The sequence below is a fragment of the Arthrobacter sp. 05L417 genome, from assembly GCF_056397865.1.
The window spans coordinates 1-20,300 of record NZ_JBFTOG010000008.1; the positions used below are offsets into that span (position 1 = coordinate 1).

Consider the following 20,300-nt stretch of genomic DNA (forward strand, 5'->3'; position numbering starts at 1 on the left):
CGCCCGCTCCGTGCCCTGCTCCCTGATCAACGCATCCAAAGACTCAACCCACTCGGCAGTCTCTTCCGGATCACGATCAGGCAGCTGGGAAGTCAACCCGCTAAGGATGTGTGAGGTCTCTTCTCCTGCAGCCACGTCCAACCTCTCTTCATTGAATGTCTGGGCGCTTGCACTGTGGTGCGCGCTGAAACGTGCGTAGAAATTTCGTATTGTGAGAATAAAATTCTGTAATTCGAGATTAGCCATGCGTTCGCCAAGCGTCAATCTCGTCCCGCGGAGACTACTGCCCACAAGGCCTCGCGGCCCCACGCCGCCGTTTGTGACCGCCGTCGGGAGGCGGGCCCTTGACCAAAGGTGACCTAGCTCATACAGTTATTTCACTATTCAATAACTAGATTCCACGATGCGAAAAGTTTCAACTCCTCTCACAGCGTCTCGGAAGCCTAGTTGCAGCACCACAAAGAAGTGGAGATCCACGATGCAATCGACTCCCCCAGTCGGCGTCACAACGGCTCCGGAGCAGGCCATACTGCCAGGCAGTTCGGTCCATCCGTCAGTAGGAAATGAAACCCTGTGCGATGTAGCGTCCGTCGCAGCAGGCCGCGACATCAGCCCCAGCCTCTATAACCTCGACCTCGCCCCCACCAAGAAGGAGGGCAGGCGCTGGACCAGCTACAGCATCTTCACCCTCTGGGCCAACGACGTCCACAGCCTTGGCAACTACGCTTTCGCGATCGGCCTCTTTTCCCTTGGCCTGGGCGGGTGGCAAATCCTCGTGGCCCTTGGCATCGGTGCGGTCTTGCTGTTCACCCTCTTGACGTTCTCCGGGTTCATGGGCCAGAAGACCGGCGTTCCCTTCCCGGTGATGAGCCGGATCAGCTTCGGCATCCGGGGCGCCCAGCTGGCCAGCCTGGTCCGTGGCGCGGTGGCCATTGCCTGGTTCGGAATCCAGACATACCTTGCCTCCGTGGTGCTCCGCGTCATGCTTGTCGCCATGTTCCCCGGGCTCAAGGACATGGATGCCAACTCGATCCTGGGCCTGTCCACCCTCGGCTGGATTGCCTTCGTTTCGCTCTGGATTGTCCAGTTGGTCATTGTCAGCTTCGGTATGGAAATGATCCGCAAGTACGAGGCCTTCGCAGGTCCCATCATTCTCGCCACCATGCTGGCCATTGCCATCTGGGTCTTCGTGGAGGCCGGGGGCGCCATCCAATGGTCCGGCATCAAGGGCCTCGAAGGCGGCGAGATGTGGCGCACGATCTTTGCCGGCGGCGCGCTCTGGGTCTCCATCTACGGCACTTTCGTCTTGAACTTCTGCGACTTCACCCGTTCCTCGGTGTCCAAGAAGTCGATTGTCCGCGGCAACTTCTGGGGCATCCCCATCAACATGCTCCTGTTCGGCGCAATCGTGGTCATCATGGCCGGTGGCCAGTACAAGATCAACGGCAAGATCATTGAGAGCCCCTCGGACATCGTGCAGAGCATCCCCAACACGCTCTTCCTTGTCCTCGCTTGCCTTGCCTTGCTGATCCTGACCATCGCAGTGAACCTCATGGCGAACTTCGTGGCACCCGTTTACGCCCTGACCAACCTCTTCCCCAAGCACCTGAACTTCCGCAAGGCAGCCTGGGTCAGCGGTACCATCGGCCTGGTCATCCTGCCGTGGAACCTCTACAACAACCCCTTGGTGATCGTGTACTTCCTGGGTGGACTCGGCGCGCTGCTCGGCCCGCTGTTCGGCGTCGTCATGGCCGACTACTGGCTCCTGCGCCGCGGCAAGGTCAACGTCCTCGACCTCTACACGGACCATCCTTCGGGCACCTACTTCTACAAGCGCGGCGTCAACCCCCGGGCGATCGCCGCAATGGTTCCGGCCGCCGTCGTCGCCGTCCTCATTGCCTTCGTTCCCGCACTGGAGGCCGTGGCACCGTTCGCCTGGTTCTTCGGCGCAGGCATCGGCGCGTTGTGCTACTACGTGTTCGCGGACAAGAAGCAGCAGCACACCGACGTCTCCGGCGAGCCGATCGCCGTCGTCAGCAACCACTAATATTCAACTCACTCGCAGTTGTTGTCGTTTTCGCCCGTCAAAACGACAACAACTGCGAGTTAGTTGGGCTAACCGGCCGGAAGGAAAAAACATGCGCATCCTCGTCGCAAACGTCAACACCACCCAATCCATGACCGACTCCATCGCAGCCCAGGCGCGAAGCGTCGCGGCTCCCGGCACCGAGATCATCGGCATCACCCCGCGGTTCGGCGCCGATTCCTGCGAAGGAAACTTTGAAAGCTACCTCGCCGCCATCGCCGTGATGGACCGCGTGGTCAACTATCCCGAACCGTTCGACGCCGTCATCCAGGCCGGCTATGGCGAGCACGGCCGGGAGGGACTCCAGGAGCTCCTCGACGTTCCGGTGGTCGACATCACCGAGGCCGCAGCCAGCACCGCAATGTTCCTCGGGCACAAATACTCCGTGGTCACCACGTTGGACCGCGCGGTCCCGCTCATCGAGGACCGCCTCAAGCTTGCCGGGCTCGACGAGCGCTGTGCATCGGTCCGTGCGAGCGGTATGGCCGTCCTGGAGCTGGAAGAATACCCGGACCGGGCGGTCGAAGCCATCGTGGAACAGGCCGAGCGTGCCGTGCGTGACGACAAAGCCGAAGTCATCGTCCTCGGTTGCGGCGGCATGGCAGGCCTCGACGAACAGATCCGCCAACGCTGCGGAGTTCCTGTGGTGGACGGAGTGGCCGCGGCGGTGACCATCGCCGAATCGCTTGTCCGTCTGGGACTGTCCACGTCCAAGGTCCGGACTTACGCCACACCGCGCCCAAAGACCGTCATAGGCTGGCCCCTGACCACAACGGACACGACGACGGCGGATGCTCCCGCCGCGCACTAGCTCAACAAACAGGAGAACCGCGTGAGCGAAACCACCCCCGCCCGGTCCCGGGTCGCCGTCGTCACCGGAGCCGGCTCCGGGATCGGGCGGGCAGTCGCCCGGCTTCTGTTGACGGAGGGCTACCGCGTTGCCCTCGCCGGTCGGCGGGAAGCGCAGCTTCTCGAGACTGCTGACGGCCATCGCGAGGCGCTCGTGGTGCCGTGCGATGTAACAGTGCCCGACGACGTCGCGCGCCTTTTTGAAGCGGCCCGCCAGCGCTGGGGGAGGGTGGATGTCCTGTTCAATAACGCCGGCGTCTTCGGTCCTTCCGGCGGTGTGGACGAGATCAGCGTGGCCGATTGGAATGCCACCCTGGCCGTGAATGTCACCGGCTCCATGTTGTGCGCGGCAGAGGCCGTCCGGACGATGAAGGCGCAGGAGCCGCAAGGCGGACGCATCATCAACAACGGCTCCATCTCCGCCCATTCGCCGAGGCCATTGTCGGTCGCGTACACCGTGAGCAAGCACGCCATGAGCGGCCTGACCAAGAGCATCGAGCTGGACGGCCGTCCGTATGGCATTACGTGCGGGCAGATCGACATCGGCAACACCCGCACCGAGATCATGGACACCATCGGCGTAGGCTCGGGGGCACTCCAAGCCGATGGCAGTAGGCGCGTGGAGCCGATGTTTCCTGTGGAGGATGCCGCCCGCGCGGTGCTCATGATGGCCAACATGCCGGCGTCTGCCAATGTTGGTTCCGTGGTGGTGACCGCAGCGGGGATGCCGTTCGTGGGCCGCGGCTAGCTGGCTGCGGCTGGAACCCTACCTAGGCTAGAAAATCGACCAGCCCGTGCGGGTGGTGAACTCGTCGAGGGCGGCAACGCCCGCCAGTGAATTCCCGGATCGTCCCAGGCCGGGGCTCCAGACGCAGATGGTGCATTTGTTGGGCACCACGGCCACAATGCCGCCGCCTACCCCGCTCTTCCCAGGGAGCCCCACGCGGTAGGCGAATTCGCCGGCGGCGTCGTACGTGCCGCACGTGAGCATCACGGCGTTGATTCTCTTGGTCTGGGACGGGGACAGCAGCGGCGTGCCGTTCCCGCGCAAGCCGTTGTTGGCCAGGAACCTGCTCGCAAGGGCCAAGTCGGTGCAGCTCATTTCCAGGGCACACTGGTTGATGTAGGCCTCGAGGACTGATTCCACGGGGTTTTCGAGGTTCCCGTAGCTGGCCAGGAAGTGTGCCAGCGAGGCATTGCGGTGGCTGTTCGCTGCCTCTGAAGCTGCCACTTCGGGGTCCGTATCGACGGAGTTGTTGCCGCTTTCTTGACGGAGCAATTCCCGGACAGGAGATTTCGAGCTGCCCGCGATGGTGAGGAGCCTATCCGTGACAACAAGGGCGCCGGCATTGATGAACGGATTCCGGGGAATTCCATCCTCATGTTCCAGCTGCACCAGGGAATTGAACGGATTGCCGGAAGGCTCCCGGAATACGCGCTTCCAGATGCGGTCGCCATCCCCGGCCAGCACCAGTGCGAGGGCGTACACCTTCGAGATGCTTTGGATCGAGAAGGGGACGTCGGCGTCTCCCGAGGAGAACACGTCGCCGCTGGAGGTCGCCACGGAAATGCCGAATTGCTTGGTATCCACCTCGGCCAGGCTCGGGATGTAGTCTGCAGGGGCTCCTTGGCCGAGCAAGGGCTGAACGGTGCCGACAATGTCGTCCAGGAGATTTTGGAGGTCCATGGTTTTAGCGCCGTCCTTCGGGGTGGGTCCACAGCCTGAGCTGAAGATGCGCGAGCAGCCGTTGCTCTGCGGAGTGGAGGTCGATGCCCGCCACTTCGCACGCACGCCTCAGCCGGTAATGCACGGTATTCCGGTGGACGGCCAGTTCCTCCGCGCACCGGTTCACGTCGCCGAAGAACTCAAGATACGTCAGCAGAGTTGTGGCGAACTCGGGGTATCGCTTGCACAGCACGCTGATGCCTCCGTGCCGAAGGTCGGTCCTCGACGCCAGAAGTTCCAGCAATTCCTTCGTCAAAACGGTTGTTTCCACGTCGGCGTAGGACGCCACATGGATTGAGGGTGTGCTTTCCAGGACCTTCAGCACACTGCGCACGTGCTCAAGGGTGCCGTGAAGCGCGTCCAAGCGTTCGACGACGGGTCCGACGGCGGCCTGCACCTGGCAGTGCAAGTGGACCCTTGCGTCCCGGACAATGACGTTGATGAGGCGGTTGATGGCCGGCGGGGACTTCACGGGGTCAAGATCGGGAAGAATCATGGCTATTTCCAAGCCGATGGCTCCCACCACCGCACCTGGCCGATAGGCCGCCGCATGGATCGATGCCACATTCGCCAGCTCGCCGCGCCGAAGTTGCAGTCCCGCCGCGGACTCGTCGTCGCCCTTAGCGGAAATCAGGACGAGGGCTGCCGGCTTGGATGGATCGATGCCCGCGGACTGTGCCTGGGAGTGGATCTGTGGAGTGCCGCTGAGCAGGCTGGAGATCCTGTCGCGCCGTAGTGCCTGGGACTGTTCGTTGCGGTGCCGGACCAGTTCTATTGCCGCGTGCCGGGCAGCTCCAACCATGAGCTTGTCCGTGTTTGGAGCGAGGGGTTCCTTCCCTTCTTGAAGCCAGATGTACCCCAGGATCCTGTTGCCTGCGTGGATACCGATGGCCACCCGTTCCCGTAGGCCTTCCGTCGGGTTGGCTTCCATGTGGATGGGAGCTTCGGCCACTTGCAGGTGCTTGTAGACTCCGGACTCCTTCAACAGTTTTTGGTAGCGTTCGGGTCCACGCCGGGCCAGGATGGAGAGCCTGCGTAGTTCATCGACGTCGTTGGAGGCCGGTGAATAGGCCAGGACGCGGTTTGCCGGATCCTCAATGACCACGTGGCCGTTGGTCAGGGTCGCGGTGGTCTGGGCGATAGCAAAAAGATCCCGGTGGATGATCGTGGACGCGTCGGTGGAAAGTGCCGGCTCCTGGATGCGGTCCTTGGCGATGCTCTCCAGCGTGCCCCAGCTCATTGCCGGAGACACAGCGATCAGCCCGATTCCGGTGGGAAGCAGCATTTCCCGGACGGCGTCCAGTTCCTCCTCGTTCCCTTTCACCGCGACGGCGGCGGGGTAGCCCGGAATCAGCTTCCGGATGCTCGGCAAAGCCGCGCGACCCCGGGCTCCGATCAGCAGGACCAAGCTCCCGCGTTGGACCGGCGTCTCGTCCTCGGCGTCTACGATCACGGCTTCACGAACCGTGCCATTGTCCGTTCCGGGAGGAACCAGCAGCTGCCCGTTGTCGACGCCGATGTCTTCAAGTATGTCGCTGAGCATGGCGCCAATGACATGCTCGGCAGATTCAAGGGGTGCCACCCGTATTCACTTCCTCTAAGCGGCTTAGCCGCGCCCACAGCCATGAACATTACTCGCACTCTGCCGGAACGGGTTGTCATTCGAGCACAACGGGGATCGGGCGAATTTAGCTGGCCAGACAGTTCCTTCGCTTCCCCCGGAACCTAGAGTTGTTTTCCGTCCCTCCGCTGACGATCCAGCAGTGCAGCTGTGATCCAACACTCAAGCCGGGGACAAGTTCTGGAGCATGCAGCCGCACCCGCGGAACCGGAGTCAAAGGAGACCCCTGGAATGAAACCCACACTGAACTCGCCTTCGCCGAGCCCGATCGCCCGGGATCGGATTGCCGGGCTTGATCCCGCTGATTCGCTCGAAAACAACCGGGAGCTTCTTGGTGACCGTTCAACCTCGGCGCAGGACTTTTCAAGCGAGGAAGCCGGCTACCACAAGACGCTCAAACCCCGGCAGATCCAAATGATAGCCATCGGGGGAGCGATTGGAACGGGCCTCTTCATGGGGGCGGGTGGCCGGTTGAACGGTTCCGGCCCGGCCTTGATCTTCGTCTACGCCCTTTGCGGGTTCTTTGCATTCCTGATTCTGCGCGCCCTCGGCGAACTGGTTCTCCACAGGCCGTCCTCGGGTTCGTTCGTGTCCTATGCGAGGGAGTTCTACGGCGAGAAGATGGCCTACGCGGCCGGCTGGTTGTACTTCCTCAACTGGGCCATGACGTCGATTGTCGATGTCACGGCCGTAGCGCTTTACGTCAAATTCTGGGGACAATTCTGGGAGCCGCTGCAGACAATCCCACAATGGCTTATCGCACTTTGCGCCCTCGTCATTGTCCTGGCCCTGAACCTCGTCTCCGTGAAGATCTTCGGCGAGATGGAATTCTGGTTCGCCCTGATCAAGGTGACTGCACTGGTTGCCTTCCTCGTCGTCGGGGTCTGCTTCATCGTCTTTGGTGGGAAGACCGACATCGGCGTTCCAGGGCTGGACGTGATCCTGGACCACGGCGGAGCTTTCCCGACCGGCGCCGTAGCGCCTTTGCTGGCGATCAGCGGCGTCGTGTTCGCGTATGCCGCGATTGAACTTGTTGGAACGGCTGCAGGCGAAACCGCCAACCCGGAAAAGGTGATGCCCAAGGCCGTCAACACGGTCGTCTTCCGGATCGCGCTCTTCTATGTCGGTTCCGTGCTGCTGCTCTCGCTGCTCTTGCCGTTCACGGCGTACAAATCCGGCGAATCGCCCTTCGTCACCTTCTTCTCCCATCTTGGCGATCCCCATGCCGCGGCTGTTTCGGCATCGGTGATGAACTTCGTTGTCCTGACAGCGGCCCTGTCGAGTCTCAATGCTGGCCTTTATTCCACGGGGCGGATCTTGAGGTCCATGGCGGTCAATGGCTCCGCGCCACAATTCACTGCGAGGATGAGCAAATCGGGGGTGCCGTACGGTGGCATCCTGCTGACAGCGGTGATCACGCTGCTTGGCGTCGGCCTGAATGCCCTGGTGCCGTCCCAAGTGTTCGAGATCGTTCTCGAGGTGTCTGCGATCGGGATCATCGGCGGCTGGGCAACCATCATCCTGTGCCACATCAAGCTTCAAATCTGGGTCAGGCTCGGCAAAGCCGTGCGTCCGGCATTCCGGCTCTTCGGAGCCCCCTTCACCTCATACCTCACGCTCGCCTTCCTCGCCTTCGTTCTCGTCACGATGGGCTTCTCGGAGACGGGGCGCTGGGTCCTCGCTTCCCTTCTGCTCCTGATACCCCTCCTCATTGCCGGCTGGTTTGCTTGCCGCAAACGCATCCTGGCGGCAGCCGAGGCCCGGCGCGGCCACACCGGCGACCTGCCCGTCGTCGCCGGCTCCTTCTCCCAGGGCGGCCAACGCTCCTGATGCACAACGAATTGATGGAAAGCGGAATTACCTTGCCCGGCATCACGCTCCGAACCAACATCGGCACCCTGACCACGGAAACCGCTCCGAGCAAGCGAAGCCAGGTGAACAAGCAACGTCCCAGGCAGGACATCCGGACGCCGAGCAGCGCGTGGCGTTCGCGTGCTGACGCGTGGGAGTTTCTCGGGTACGCGTTCAAGCAGCTGGCAAAGGGCGGACCGGGAACGCAGTCACGCTCCGGCCTGCAGGACCAAGCCGTCCAGGCGCTACGCCTGCTTCAGGCCATGGAACTGTATTGGGCGGCTCCGGGGCTCGCCGCGTTGGCAACGCTCCTCGACTGCGTGGATTCGGGCGATTACGACGCCGGATCGGAGACGATCCGCGGAATGTCGCACCTGATGGCGTCCGCCAGTCCGGACCGAGTCAATCCCGGCCGAGTTGGCCCGGAACCGGGGCAGTCCGGGGCGGAGCGCCCCCTTTCGGGTGTTCAGGACGAAGGCTCCCGGGAGCCACGGCAAGCGAGGGAACGTCCCCGGTTCGAGGTCCTGTTTGTCGACGACATCACCGAACAAGAAGCCGAAACGCTGAAAGCGGAAATGCTGGCCCAGCGGAGGCCGACCGATGCCTTCACCTATGAACTCATCGTGGTTCCCAGCTACGAGGACGCGCTGGTTGCCTTGGTGCTGAATCCCGCCATCCAGGCATGCATTCTCCGCCCGGGATTCACCATCGGCAGCAGCCAGCCGCTTGGCCGCGACCTGAGGAAATACCTCGACTGCCTGGTGAGCCCCGATCTCACCGGAATGCCACCGCTGGGCAGGTTCCTTAGCCTGGCCGAGCAGATCTCCGAGTTGCGCCCCGAACTGGATGTGTACCTCGTAGCCGGTGTCGCCATGGAGAGCCTCGCGGGTTCATTGACCAAGCGGTTCCGGAGGATTTTCCGAAGGCAAGACAATCTCGACCTGCACCTATCGCTGTTGTCGGGCGTCGCCGAGCGGTACAGGACCCCGTTTTTCACCGCGCTGCAGGAATACAGCCGGCGGCCGGCCAGCGTCTTCCATGCCTTGCCGATCTCTCGGGGCGGTTCGGTGGGCAATTCGCCCTGGATCCGCGACATGGCCGACTTCTACGGTATGAACCTTCTCTTGGCCGAGACGTCCGCGACGTCGGGAGGCCTCGATTCGCTGTTGGATCCGCACGGATCGATCAAGGAAGCCCAAGACTTGGCGGCGCGGGCTTTCGGTTCCCAGAAGACCTTCTTCGTCACCAACGGAACATCCACCGCCAACAAGATCGTTCATCAGTCCATCCTTGCGCCAGGGGATGTGGTCCTCGTCGACCGCAACTGCCACAAATCACATCACTACGCTTTCGTCCTCGCCGGAGCCCAGGTTTCCTACTTGGACGCCTATCCGCTGGACAAGTTCGCGTTCTACGGTGCGGTACCCCTGGCCACCATCAAGGCCCGATTACTGGCCTACAGACGTGCCGGGCGCCTGGACGAAGTTAAGATGATCACGCTGACCAACTGCACCTTCGACGGCATCGTCTATGACGTAGAACGCGTCATGGAAGAATGCCTGGCCATCAAACCCGACCTCGTCTTCCTTTGGGACGAAGCTTGGTTCGCCTTCGCCCGGTCCCACCCCGTCTTCCGGCGCAGGACGGCCATGGCGGCGGCGAGGAAGCTTGAGGACTCTTTCCGTGATCCCGGCTATGCCGCCAGGCACGCCGAACAAGCGGTATCCCTCCACGACGCGGCGACGGGCGCGCCCGCGGATGATGAACTCTGGCTGAAGACCCGGCTTGTCCCGGATCCAGCGAAAGCGCGGCTGCGCGTCTACGCCACGCAGTCCACCCACAAGACCCTCACCTCGCTACGCCAGGGATCCATGATCCACGTCTTCGACCAAGACTTCAGCGAGCATAACCAAGAGTCATTCCGCGAAGCATATATGACCCATACCTCCACATCACCCAATTACCAGATCCTCGCTTCCCTCGACATCGGCCGCCGCCAGGTGGAGCTTGAGGGTTTCGGCCTCGTTCAAAAACAAGCGGATCTGGCAACCATCGTTGCCCAGGCAGTGGCGCGCCACCCCCTGCTGAAGAAATACTTCCGGGTCCTTACGTCGAGGGACCTCATCGCGCCGTCCTATCGTGAAACCGGCAGTGCCATGCCTCTTCGTGATGGATTGGCAGCGCTGGCGGACGCCTGGCTGCACGACGAGTTCGTCGTCGACCCCAGCCGCCTCACGCTGGACATCAGCCGGACAGGGATCGACGGCGACACTTTCCGGCACCGGTACCTTGCCGACAAGCACGGCATCCAAGTCAACAAGACTTCCCGCAACACCGTGCTCTTCATGACCAACATCGGCACGTCCCGCAGCGCCGTCGCCTACCTGATCGAAGTCCTGGTCAAACTGGCCGAGTCTTTCGAGGAGGAACGGCCGGCGAGGAAAACGGCAGACGCCGGTCTCCCCGCGGGCCTTACGGGAGCCACTCCGCCCTTGCCGGACTTCAGCAGGTTCGCGGACCGCTACCGGGGCGATCCGCTCAGTCCCGATGGGGACATCCGGGCCGCGTATTTCGAGAGCTACAAGGATGGATCAACCACCTACCAGTCGGCCGACGAGCTCAAGGCCAGGATCGCGGAAGGGGAGGAGGTTGTCTCGGCCGGGTTTGTAACGCCCTACCCTCCGGGCTTCCCCATCCTTGTCCCGGGCCAAGTCATCACCAGCCAGACGCTTGAGTTCATGGCTGCCTTGGATACGCGTGAAATCCACGGTTTCGACTCAGCGCGCGGGTTCCGGATCTTCGCGGACAAGGAGGTTGAGAAGGTGCAGCGCTGAATCTGCAGATTCCACATTGTGAAATTTGAATTTCCCCTTGTGGAATGAAGTGATCGGGATTACATTTGAAAACAACCCCCCAAATCAGGGGCTGTTCCCAAACTGATTGGTTCAGATCAATGAAGATCCCAGACTCTGCGGCGCTGAAGGCGAGTTCGGCTCCGCGGAAGAAGAAGCCACTGTACAAGTCGCTCTTCTTCCAAATTCTGATCGCCGTCGTCGCAGGTGTACTCATCGGCCATTTCTGGCCGAACATCGGGTCCGCCCTTCGGCCACTGGGCGATGGTTTCATTCAACTCATCAAGATGATCATCGCTCCGCTGATCTTCCTCGTGATCGTCACGGGTATCTCGGCAGTGGGCGACGTCAAGGCGGTCGGAAGGGTCGGGGTCAAGGCACTCCTGTACTTCACCGGCGCCACGCTTTTTGCCCTGGTCTTCGGCCTGATCGTGGGAAACCTCGTCCAGCCCGGAGCCGGACTCCACATCGATCCCAGCACTCTCTCCCAGGATGCGCTCAACGCAAAGACCGGGACTGCGCCGCCCAAGGATGCGGCTTCCTTCCTCCTGGACATCATTCCTACGTCTGTGATCGGCGCTTTCGCCAGCAACAGCCTGCTCCAGGTCCTCTTCTTCTCGGTGTTCTTCGGCGCGGCAATCGTCGTCATCGGCCGCGAGCGTTGCCTCCCGGTCATCAGCCTCATGGAAACCGTGCTGGAACTGATCTTCAAGATCATGTCCTGGATCATGAAAGTGGCGCCCATCGGTGCCTTCGGCGCCATGGCATTCATCATCGGCCAGTACGGACTCGACACCCTCGGGACCTATGCGCTCCTCATCGCCTCCTGTTATGGGGCAGCCATCGTCTTCATCGGCCTGCTGTTCCTGGTGGCCTGGAGCTTCGCCCGGGTGCCCCTGTGGCAGTTCCTGAAGTACACGCGTGAGGAATTCCTCCTCGCGCTGGGCACGGCATCCACCGAGGCGGTCATGCCGCGCATCATGACCAAGCTGACCAACGCCGGTTGCTCCCGGGCCACCACCGGCCTGATTGTTCCCACGGGCTACTCCTTCAACCTCGACGGCGCCGCGATCTACCTTTCGATCTCGCTGTTGTTCCTGGCCCAGGCCTTCGGCCACCACCTCGACCTCGGCCAGCAATTGGCAGCGCTGGGTGTCCTGCTCCTGACGTCCAAAGGCATGGCGGGCGTCCCGGGCTCGTCGTTCCTGGCTCTCTCGGCCACGGCCGCCGCACTGGGTATCTTCCCGGTTGCCGGCGTCGCGCTGCTCCTGGGTGCCGACCGCCTCATGGACTCCATGCGCGTCGTCGTCAACCTCCTCGGAAACTGCGTGGCCACGTTCGTGGTCGCGAAATGGGAAGGCCAATTCGACCGTTCGGTCATGGTCCGCGCCTTCAACGGTGAAATCACCAACGAGGATTCCGCCATCATGCTCGGAGCCGAAGACGTCTTCGAGGAACAGGAAATCGAGCGCCTCAGCGAAGGACACGAGCCTTCGCCGAAATTCCGGGGCGGCCCGAATCCCGACGCGATTCCGCAGTTCGAAATGATCAAACCGGGCCAACACCGGAGCCCTTCGGTCAGTCCGGACTAGGTACCACGCACGATTCCAGTTGATCGCCCCACGGCACCGCCGCGGGGCGATCAACCATTTATACGCTCAGAGCAGCGGCAGAAGCTCCGACAAATCCGCGCGCAGACCCGACGCGGCTACCCGGCCGGCGTCGACGGCTGCGGACCAAGCCAAGCGGCCGGTGACCATCGCGAGCCAGGTGGCGGCGTCGCACTCAATGACATTCGGCGGAGTGCCGCGCGTGTGCCGGGGGCCCTCCACGCACTGGGTGACGCCGAACGGCGGCACCCTGACTTCCACCGAGTTGCCGGGGGCGCGGGCGGTGAGTTCCTCCAGTGAGTAACGCACCGCGGTGGCCAGCACAGTGCGCGACGGCGGCGTCCCCGGTCCTGTTTCCTGCCCGACGGCGGCCTGCCATGCGGCCAGTGCCGCGCGGCCTTCCTCAAGGTCGATCCGGCGTCGTGCAATTGCCATAGTTCGCAAGTTCCAATCAGTCCAGCAGCGCGGAAACGGCGTTGCCCAGGCGGATCCTGCCGACCGAGTGGCCACCGCCAAGGACGGGCTCCACAACCTTTTCGAGCACGCTCGAGACACCGGGAATATCCACGGCGCCCGCAACTGCGAGAAGCGTGAGTCCAACCAAGGTTGCCGCGCGGGGATTCCCGTCCAGGATCTTGACCGCAACTGCGGCGCCAGCGGGTGTTGCCAAGACCAGGACACCTTCCGCGCCGCCCTTGGCAAGTACGTCGAGTTCGTCCATGACGATCGTGTTCGCCTCGCCGCGGCCTTGCACTGCCCAGGGGTAGTCCAGCATGGACGTGGCAATGGTTGCCGCGCGGGCGTTGGAGCTCTGGTCCCGCGGGGCCCGGGCCAAGCGGGAATAGGCCCGTGCCAGCCCGGTCAATGAAAGCGCGGCAACGGGTGCACCGCAGCCGTCAATGCCCAAGTGGGCGATCTTCTCGTCGCTGTATTCCTCGATCACGGACCGCACGCGCTGTTGGAGCGGATGGTTGGGTTCCAGGTAACTGTGGGTGTCCCAACCGTTCTCGGTACAGGCCCAAAGGAACGCAGCGTGCTTGCCTGAACAATTGAAGGCCAGCTTGGATTTGCCGTGCTCCGAACGGATCAGCCAATTGCGGGCGACCTCGTCCTGCGGCCACGCCGAGGGGCATTGCAGTTGTTCTTCCCGGACGCCGGCGGCTTTCAGCATGCCTTCCACCACGTCCATGTGATCCAGCGAGCCCACATGGCTGGCGCAGGCCAAGGCCACCTGGGCGCCGCGGAGCGGCACCCCCGACTGCATCGACGCGAGGGCCTGGAAAGGCTTGAGCGCGGAGCGGGCGTAAATGGGCGTGCTGATGTCGCCGAGCTGGGTCACCACCGAACCGTCACCGGAAAGAACCACCGCGGAACCGATATGGCGCGATTCGATGAAGCCGCTGCGTTCGATCACTGCCAGTTCGACGGCGGACTCAACGCTGAAAGTTTCATGCGAACTCAAGGGCATGATGCAAGTCTAGGGCGAAGGAACCGTCTTCCCGGGCTACTCCACGGTCACCATAACGGACTGCCATCCCGAGGCGCCGTCAGGGACGGGATCCGCCCGTTTTTCAGTCTGCAGTTCGCCGGTTCCGTCCGTGGCACGGACCTTGATGTAGTGGGGTCCCGGAGTAGCGTCCCAATTGAAGGACCACTGCCGCCACGTGACAACAGATGCCTCCGCGGCAAGGGTGGCTTCGGACCATGGGCCGTTGTCTATCTGGACCTCCACCTTCTTGATGCCACGGGTCTGGGCCCAGGCCGTACCACCCAAGGCGACCCTGCCGGCAGGCACTTTGGCGAAGGATTTGGGTACTTCAAGCCGGGCCATGGTCTTGATGGGACCCCGCTCGGACCAGCCGCGGGTGGTCCAATAGGCTTTGCTGTCCGCGAATCGGGTGACTTCCAGGTCCACCACCCATTTGGTCGCGGAGACGAAGCCGTAGAGACCGGGAACCACCATGCGCACGGGGTAGCCGTGTTCCAGCGGGAGGGGTTCGCCGTTCATGCCGATAGCCAGGATGGCATCGCGGCCGTCCTGGAGCACTTCCAGGGGAGTGGAAGCGCTGAAGCCGTCGATCGAGGTGGAAAGGACCATGTCTGCTCCGGGTTTGGGTCGGGCTTGTTTGAGTGCGTCGCGGATGGGCATGCCCAGCCATTTGGCGTTGCCGGCCAGGTTTCCGCCTACGGGGTTGGATACACAGGTGAGCGACACATGGGTTTCGATCAGTTGCGCGTCGAGCAGGTCCTGAAAGTTGAGCCGCACTTCTTGTTCCACCAGCCCGTGGATCCGCAGCTCCCAATCCTGGGCATTGATCTCCGGCACGCTCAAGGCAGTGTCGATCCTGTAGAAGTCCTTGGCCGGGGTGAGCCAAGGGGTGACTCCGGGCGTCGGGGACTGGACGCCCGCGGGGACAGGAGCAGCCGCCCGGGCCGGAGCGGGGAGTTTCAAAGAATCCCGCGCCTTGGCCACATTGCTACGTGCGGCGCTCAGGAACCGACCGCCGCCGGCTGCGGTGGCCGCTGCGGCAACGGTGACACCGGTAGCGGCGAAGAACGTCCGGCGCGTCGTGGCGGGACGTTCGATGCCTTTGGCCGCGGTGTCGGCCGGGGCGTCCGGGAAGGACTTCAGCCGCCAGAGCCGGGCCACCAAGAAGCGGAGGGCAACGAGCCCGGCCACAGTGCCCATCAGGCTCGGTATGGCATCCACGGGCTTCACGCCGGCCCGGGTCACCACGGCAGCCACAATGACCGCACCCATGCCGAGCACACCCAACACGCCCAACGCCCAATGGCGGAAAGCCACGATCCCCAGCACGCAAGCCAGCACGAAGATGGTCAGGCCCATGCCGACGAACAGCGCGGCCTTGTCATTGGTGCCGAACGTGGTCACGGCAAAGTCCTTCATCCACGGCGGCGTGAAGTCGATGAACGTAGAGCCCAGCGCAATGACAGGGGTAGCCCGGGCCGTAAAGAAGGCGCCGATCAGTTCCGCAACGGAAAGTACGACGGCGGCAGCGGCCACCCCTGCCGCCGCAGCCAATGCGGTGGGTCCCCTGAGCCAGTTCCTGAGCTTCTTCATGCAGGTTGTTCGTAGCTGGAGGCCCCCGAGATGGGTTGGACATGCTCCCTCTTGGTGCCCGCGGTAGGGGTGGGCATGTCCAGCGGTGGAGATAGCTTAGGAGACCTGCCCCCGCACAAAGTACCCTTGAAGACTGTGAAGGTACTCGTCATTGGCCCCGGCGGCCGCGAACACGCAATTGTCCGCTCCTTGCTCAAGGATCCGAACGTTTCCGAGGTCCATGCGGCTCCGGGAAACGCCGGCATCGCCAAGCTGGTCCCCACGTACGCGATCGACGGGAACAACCCCGGCGCCGTCGCAGCGCTTGCGACAAAGCTGGCGGTTGACCTGGTTGTGGTCGGCCCTGAAGCACCACTCGCGGCGGGCGTGTCCGACGCCGTCCGTGAAACCGGCATTCCGGTCTTTGGCCCCAGCAAGGCCGCGGCACAGCTCGAAGCCTCCAAAGCGTTCGCCAAGGAAGTCATGGCCGAGGCCGGCGTCCCCACCGCGATGGCCCGCGTGGCAACAAACGCTGCAGAAGCTGCAGACGCACTGGACACGTTCGGCGCTCCGCATGTCGTCAAGGATGACGGACTGGCCGCCGGCAAGGGCGTAGTGGTCACCAATGACCGCGAGGAAGCACTCGCCCACGCCCAGGCTTGTTTCGACGCCGGTGGAACCGTGGTGATCGAAGAGTTCCTGGACGGCCCCGAAGTCTCCCTGTTCGTGCTATGCGACGGCCGCACCACGGTGCCGCTGTCCCCGGCGCAGGACTTCAAGCGGATCTTCGACAATGACGAAGGCCCCAACACCGGCGGCATGGGCGCCTACACCCCGCTCGACTGGGCGCCTGAAGGCCTGGTCCAGGAAGTCATCGACCGCGTGGCCCAGCCCACCGTGGACGAGATGGCAAGCCGCGGAACTCCGTTCGTCGGCGTCCTCTACTGCGGCCTGGCCCTGACTTCCCGCGGCACGCGCGTCATCGAATTCAACGTCCGTTTCGGCGACCCCGAGACGCAAGCCGTCCTGGCCCGGCTCAAGACCCCGCTCGGTGCCCTCATGCTGGCAGCCGCCAAGGGCGAACTGGACCAGGCCGAAGAGCTGCGATGGTCGAAGGAGTCGGCCGTCGCCGTCGTCGTCGCCGCCGAAAACTATCCGGACACCCCCCGCACCGGGGACCGTATCCGCGGCCTGAACAAGGTGGACGCGCTGGAAGGCGTCCACGTCATCCACGCCGGCACCAAACTGGACGAAGAAGGCCGGATCGTCTCCGCCGGCGGCCGAGTGCTGGCTGTTGTGGCGTTGGGGACGGACCTCGTGGAGGCCCGCGAGCGGGCTTACGACGGCGTGGAGCTGGTCCAGCTCGACGGCGGACAGTTCCGTACCGACATCGCCGGCAAGGCAGCCCGTGGCGAGATCCACGTGGTCTCCCCGGCTACCGGTTCCATCCCGAATGTAAAGGCCTAACCATGCCCGAAAGCAACGCCAACGGCCTGCAGACCGAAACCCTCGATCTCCCGGGGTGGAAGCACTTCTACTCGGGCAAAGTCCGTGACCTCTACGTTCCCGCGGACGATTTCAGCGGGGCCGAGTCCAGCCAGGACCGCGTCCTGGTAGTGGCCAGCGACCGCATCAGCGCCTACGACCACGTCTTGAGCAGCGAGATCCCCGACAAGGGCCGGGTCCTCACGCAGCTGAGCTTGTGGTGGTTCGAACAGCTTGGCGTGGAGCACCACGTCCTCGCGTCCACGGCCGCCGACGGTGTGCCCGCAGAAGTTGAGGGCCGCGCGATGATCTGCAAACGGCTGGAGATGTTTCCCGTGGAATGCATCGCCCGCGGGTATCTCACAGGCTCCGGCCTGGCCGAGTACCGCCAATCGGGCACCGTCTGCGACATCCCCTTGCCCGAGGGCCTGGTTGACGGCTCGCGCCTTGATCATGCCATCTTTACGCCTTCTGCCAAGGCTGAGGTCGGCGAGCACGACGAGAACATCACTTACGACGACGTCGTCGCGATGGTGGGCGACGATATCGCCGCACGCCTGAGCGAACTCACGTTGAAGATCTACACCCGTGCGGAAGAGATCGCCCGCGGCCGCGGCATCATCCTGGCCGACACGAAGGTTGAGTTCGGCATCGATGTGAACACGGGTGTCATCACCTTGGGCGACGAAGTCCTGACGCCGGACTCCTCGCGGTTCTGGGACGCTTCCACGTACGAGCCCGGGAAGGCGCAGCCGTCGTTCGACAAGCAGTTTGTGCGTGACTGGCTGACCTCTGCGGAATCGGGCTGGGACCGCTCGAGTGACACCCCGCCGCCCGCGCTGCCGGCCGACGTCGTCGAGAAGACGCGCGCCCGCTATGTGGAAGCCTACGAGAAGCTGACCGGCCGGACTTTCATCTGATCCCCACCGCCACCCTCGCCTCGCAAGTCCCCACCGGCTCCCAGCCTTCGCAAGCTCAGGCCGGGGCCCTCGCCGGTGTGGCCCCACGGCCAGGGAACCCTGGCGGCGTGGGCCCCCGCAGTTGTTGTCGTTTAGCGGCGGCTAAACGACAACAACTGTTAGCTAGTTGGGTTCGCCGCTAGCTTGCGCGGGAAGACTGCGCGCTCCCGCCATGGCCGGACGCCGCCCGACGCTCGGCCAGCCGGATCTCCAGCACAGAGTCCATGGCCTGCTGGACGCGGTCGGCTGCGCCCGCAGCTGTGAAATCGCGTTGGGCTTCTTCGAGATGTTCCAGTGCGTCCTTGTTTTCACCGGCCGCCTTGAGCGCTTTGCCGAGGAGGAAAGCGACTTCACCTGCGGTGTGCCGGGCGAGGACGTCGCGGTCCGCATGGATTTCGCGCAACTTGGTGATGGCTGCCGGGATGTCGCCCGTCAGGTAGAGCCAGCGGGCGCGGATAAAGGCAACTTCCAACTGGTCCGTCTTGTTTCCGCCCACAATCGACAGGGCGAGTTCGGCGCGTTCGATGGCCGAAAGCGTCTCCGGCTCCACGATTCCCGAGGAGAGGCGGACAGCCGCGGACGCCTTGTTGAAGCGGGCCCACAGCTCTATGTCATTGGCGGGGGAGAGCAACTTGGCGGCGCGCTCGTGATGCTTGATGCCTTCCACGTAGTCGTGGCGCATGAATGCCACGTTTCCGACCACCCAGGCGACTTCGCCCGCGAGCTGTGACATCGAATGGTCGTCCATCTGGTTGTTCATGGCCTGGCAATACGTCCAGGCCTCGTCCAACCTGCCACTCTCGGCCAGCGCTCCGATCAGTGCCCTGTGCGCCCCGATGATCAATGTTGAGCCTTTGGGCAGCTGCTCGGAAAGCCTCACGGCTTCCTTGGCGTGCTCCACGGCGGTGGCCAGCTGCCCTTGTCCGTGGCAGACAGCGGCGAGCATCTGGCGGGCGCGGACTCCCAGGCCCGCAGATTCCGTCGCCATGGGATGTTCCAGGAGATGCTGGATGATCTGCTGGCACTCCTTGAGCTGCCCCTGCTTCATGAGGCATTCGGCCTGCATGTAGGTCATGTTCCACCAAGCGCTGGTGTTCTTTGCCTCGAGCGCGATCTGGGCGGCGGTTGATGCGTGGCTTGCGGCGAGCGGGTAGTCCCTGAGGTCCCAGGCTTGCCTGGCGTACAACCCGGCGAGCACGTATTCGGCGTCACTGACGGATACGGGCTGGCTCCAGGCTTCCAGGGCTTTTGGAGCCAGTTCCAGACGGCGGGCGAGTTCTTCAATGACTTCGGCCGTGGGCTCCCGCCGGCCGGTTTCAAGAAGTGAAATGTAGCTCGGTGAGTAAAGGTCCCTGCCCAATTCAGCCTGGGTCAGCCCACGTTCGAGCCGTTCGGCACGGAGCTTTTCTCCGAATCCGTTCCCCACAGGTTCCTCCTAGAGGCTTGTCTTTGCGCTGTCTTTACCCCAAAGCTTGACAGTCGCTGTGGAAAACATTTTACAATGAATGTCAACAGGGACCGCGTAATTTCCGTAACGAATCCGACTCGCATTGAGGAAAAATTATGTTGAAGAAGATTGCTGCAGCAGTGGCCTTGGCCGGCGCTCTTGCATTCTCCGCCGCGGCGCCAGCCGTCGTTTCCGCAGCCCCTGTGGCAGACACCGTCAGCACGGTGCTCAGCATTGGTAACTGGCCCGACCCGATGAGGGTTTCGCAGGCTATCGGTAACTGGACCGACCCGATGAGTGTGGTCTCCCAAGCCATCGGCAACTGGCCTGATCCCATGCGGGTATCGCAGGCTATCGGTAACTGGCCCGATCCCGTGTAGCTGAGGCTCCACGGCGGCTCCCGGCGAACCCGGCAGCCGCCGGGTAATTCAAATGAAGTGAAGAAGTCCCCGGTTGTCTGAAATCGACACACCGGGGATTTCTTTTGCGCGAGGATCCGCCTGGCCCGTGATATACCCCGGAGTCATTGTGCCGGGGTTGTTAACAACACTTGTCTCTAAACCTTGGGCCGGGCGAGGAAAACCGGTCAGGGGAATGTTTCTCGCGATTTCGGCGACCGTGGAAAAGCTCGTTAAATAAAGTAGAAGGCCTTCCGAGTGGAAGGCCTTCTACTTTTTGGTCGGGATGACAGGATTTGAACCTGCGACCTCTTCGTCCCGAACGAAGCGCGCTACCAAGCTGCGCTACATCCCG

At 63.0% G+C, this 20,300-nt stretch carries 16 protein-coding genes and 1 tRNA gene; 9 read left to right on the top strand and 8 right to left on the bottom strand.

Annotation, left to right across the window (positions count from 1 at the left end; all coding sequences use genetic code 11):
- On the bottom strand, window positions 1-246 hold a 246-nt coding region (locus tag AC1DJW_RS08650; RefSeq protein ID WP_441437755.1), incomplete at its 3' end, for a hypothetical protein.
- Between the two features lie 232 nt (window positions 247-478).
- Here AC1DJW_RS08650 and AC1DJW_RS08655 point away from each other — a divergent pair.
- The 3 genes from AC1DJW_RS08655 to AC1DJW_RS08665 all read left to right on the top strand — a co-directional run bounded on the left by AC1DJW_RS08655 (window position 479) and on the right by AC1DJW_RS08665 (window position 3,683).
- Window positions 479-2,047: an NCS1 family nucleobase:cation symporter-1 gene (locus tag AC1DJW_RS08655; protein ID WP_390283540.1), complete on the top strand. Its 1,569-nt coding sequence runs from the start codon at window positions 479-481 to the stop codon at window positions 2,045-2,047.
- A 91-nt stretch (window positions 2,048-2,138) separates the two neighbouring features.
- On the top strand, window positions 2,139-2,897 hold the full coding sequence (locus AC1DJW_RS08660) for an aspartate/glutamate racemase family protein (protein WP_284754172.1): 759 nt from the start codon (window positions 2,139-2,141) through the stop codon (window positions 2,895-2,897).
- A 21-nt stretch (window positions 2,898-2,918) separates the two neighbouring features.
- Window positions 2,919-3,683, top strand: coding sequence for an SDR family oxidoreductase (locus AC1DJW_RS08665; RefSeq protein ID WP_390283543.1), 765 nt, complete (start codon window positions 2,919-2,921; stop codon window positions 3,681-3,683).
- A gap of 27 nt (window positions 3,684-3,710) precedes the next feature.
- Here AC1DJW_RS08665 and AC1DJW_RS08670 read toward each other — a convergent pair whose 3' ends face one another.
- Together AC1DJW_RS08670 and AC1DJW_RS08675 are read right to left on the bottom strand one after the other, a co-directional pair.
- Entirely contained in the window at window positions 3,711-4,622 is a 912-nt protein-coding gene (locus AC1DJW_RS08670) for a glutaminase (protein WP_284754169.1), read from the bottom strand.
- Window positions 4,623-4,626: 4 nt separating this feature from the next.
- Window positions 4,627-6,243 carry a PucR family transcriptional regulator gene (locus AC1DJW_RS08675; protein ID WP_476901153.1) on the bottom strand — a complete coding sequence of 539 codons (1,617 nt, stop codon included), beginning with the start codon at window positions 6,241-6,243 and terminating at the stop codon, window positions 4,627-4,629.
- A 270-nt stretch (window positions 6,244-6,513) separates the two neighbouring features.
- Between AC1DJW_RS08675 and AC1DJW_RS08680 the strand changes: the two genes are divergently transcribed.
- The 3 genes from AC1DJW_RS08680 to AC1DJW_RS08690 all read left to right on the top strand — a co-directional run bounded on the left by AC1DJW_RS08680 (window position 6,514) and on the right by AC1DJW_RS08690 (window position 12,577).
- Window positions 6,514-8,112 (top strand): amino acid permease, encoded by a 1,599-nt coding sequence (locus tag AC1DJW_RS08680; RefSeq protein WP_476901154.1) that lies wholly within the window; start codon window positions 6,514-6,516, stop codon window positions 8,110-8,112.
- 14 nt (window positions 8,113-8,126) lie between these two features.
- Window positions 8,127-10,967 (top strand): aminotransferase class I/II-fold pyridoxal phosphate-dependent enzyme, encoded by a 2,841-nt coding sequence (locus AC1DJW_RS08685; protein WP_476901155.1) that lies wholly within the window; start codon window positions 8,127-8,129, stop codon window positions 10,965-10,967.
- Window positions 10,968-11,086: 119 nt separating this feature from the next.
- On the top strand, window positions 11,087-12,577 hold the full coding sequence (locus AC1DJW_RS08690; protein WP_476901156.1) for a cation:dicarboxylate symporter family transporter: 1,491 nt from the start codon (window positions 11,087-11,089) through the stop codon (window positions 12,575-12,577).
- A gap of 66 nt (window positions 12,578-12,643) precedes the next feature.
- On the opposite strand, the gene AC1DJW_RS08695 is transcribed toward AC1DJW_RS08690, so the two are convergent.
- From AC1DJW_RS08695 to AC1DJW_RS08705, 3 genes are read right to left on the bottom strand one after another with little or no spacing between them, the layout of a single operon-like run.
- Window positions 12,644-13,030, bottom strand: coding sequence for a sterol carrier family protein (locus AC1DJW_RS08695; RefSeq protein ID WP_284754162.1), 387 nt, complete (start codon window positions 13,028-13,030; stop codon window positions 12,644-12,646).
- A gap of 16 nt (window positions 13,031-13,046) precedes the next feature.
- A complete protein-coding gene (locus AC1DJW_RS08700) occupies window positions 13,047-14,063 on the bottom strand; it encodes an asparaginase (RefSeq protein ID WP_390283557.1) in 1,017 nt (338 codons plus the stop codon).
- 36 nt (window positions 14,064-14,099) lie between these two features.
- Window positions 14,100-15,677: a molybdopterin-dependent oxidoreductase gene (locus tag AC1DJW_RS08705; protein ID WP_476901157.1), complete on the bottom strand. Its 1,578-nt coding sequence runs from the start codon at window positions 15,675-15,677 to the stop codon at window positions 14,100-14,102.
- Between the two features lie 135 nt (window positions 15,678-15,812).
- Here AC1DJW_RS08705 and purD point away from each other — a divergent pair, with 135 nt between their 5' ends.
- Both purD and AC1DJW_RS08715 read left to right on the top strand, forming a co-directional pair.
- Window positions 15,813-17,123: a phosphoribosylamine--glycine ligase gene (purD, locus tag AC1DJW_RS08710; protein WP_284754179.1), complete on the top strand. Its 1,311-nt coding sequence runs from the start codon at window positions 15,813-15,815 to the stop codon at window positions 17,121-17,123.
- Between the two features lie 2 nt (window positions 17,124-17,125).
- Window positions 17,126-18,061, top strand: a complete 936-nt coding sequence (locus tag AC1DJW_RS08715; protein WP_390283563.1) for a phosphoribosylaminoimidazolesuccinocarboxamide synthase — start codon at window positions 17,126-17,128, stop codon at window positions 18,059-18,061.
- 178 nt (window positions 18,062-18,239) lie between these two features.
- On the opposite strand, the gene AC1DJW_RS08720 is transcribed toward AC1DJW_RS08715, so the two are convergent.
- Entirely contained in the window at window positions 18,240-19,526 is a 1,287-nt protein-coding gene (locus AC1DJW_RS08720) for a helix-turn-helix domain-containing protein (RefSeq protein WP_284754155.1), read from the bottom strand.
- A gap of 137 nt (window positions 19,527-19,663) precedes the next feature.
- Here AC1DJW_RS08720 and AC1DJW_RS08725 point away from each other — a divergent pair, with 137 nt between their 5' ends.
- Window positions 19,664-19,927: a hypothetical protein gene (locus AC1DJW_RS08725; protein ID WP_476901158.1), complete on the top strand. Its 264-nt coding sequence runs from the start codon at window positions 19,664-19,666 to the stop codon at window positions 19,925-19,927.
- Between the two features lie 296 nt (window positions 19,928-20,223).
- Here the strand turns inward: AC1DJW_RS08725 and AC1DJW_RS08730 are convergent.
- Window positions 20,224-20,300, bottom strand: a tRNA-Pro gene (locus tag AC1DJW_RS08730).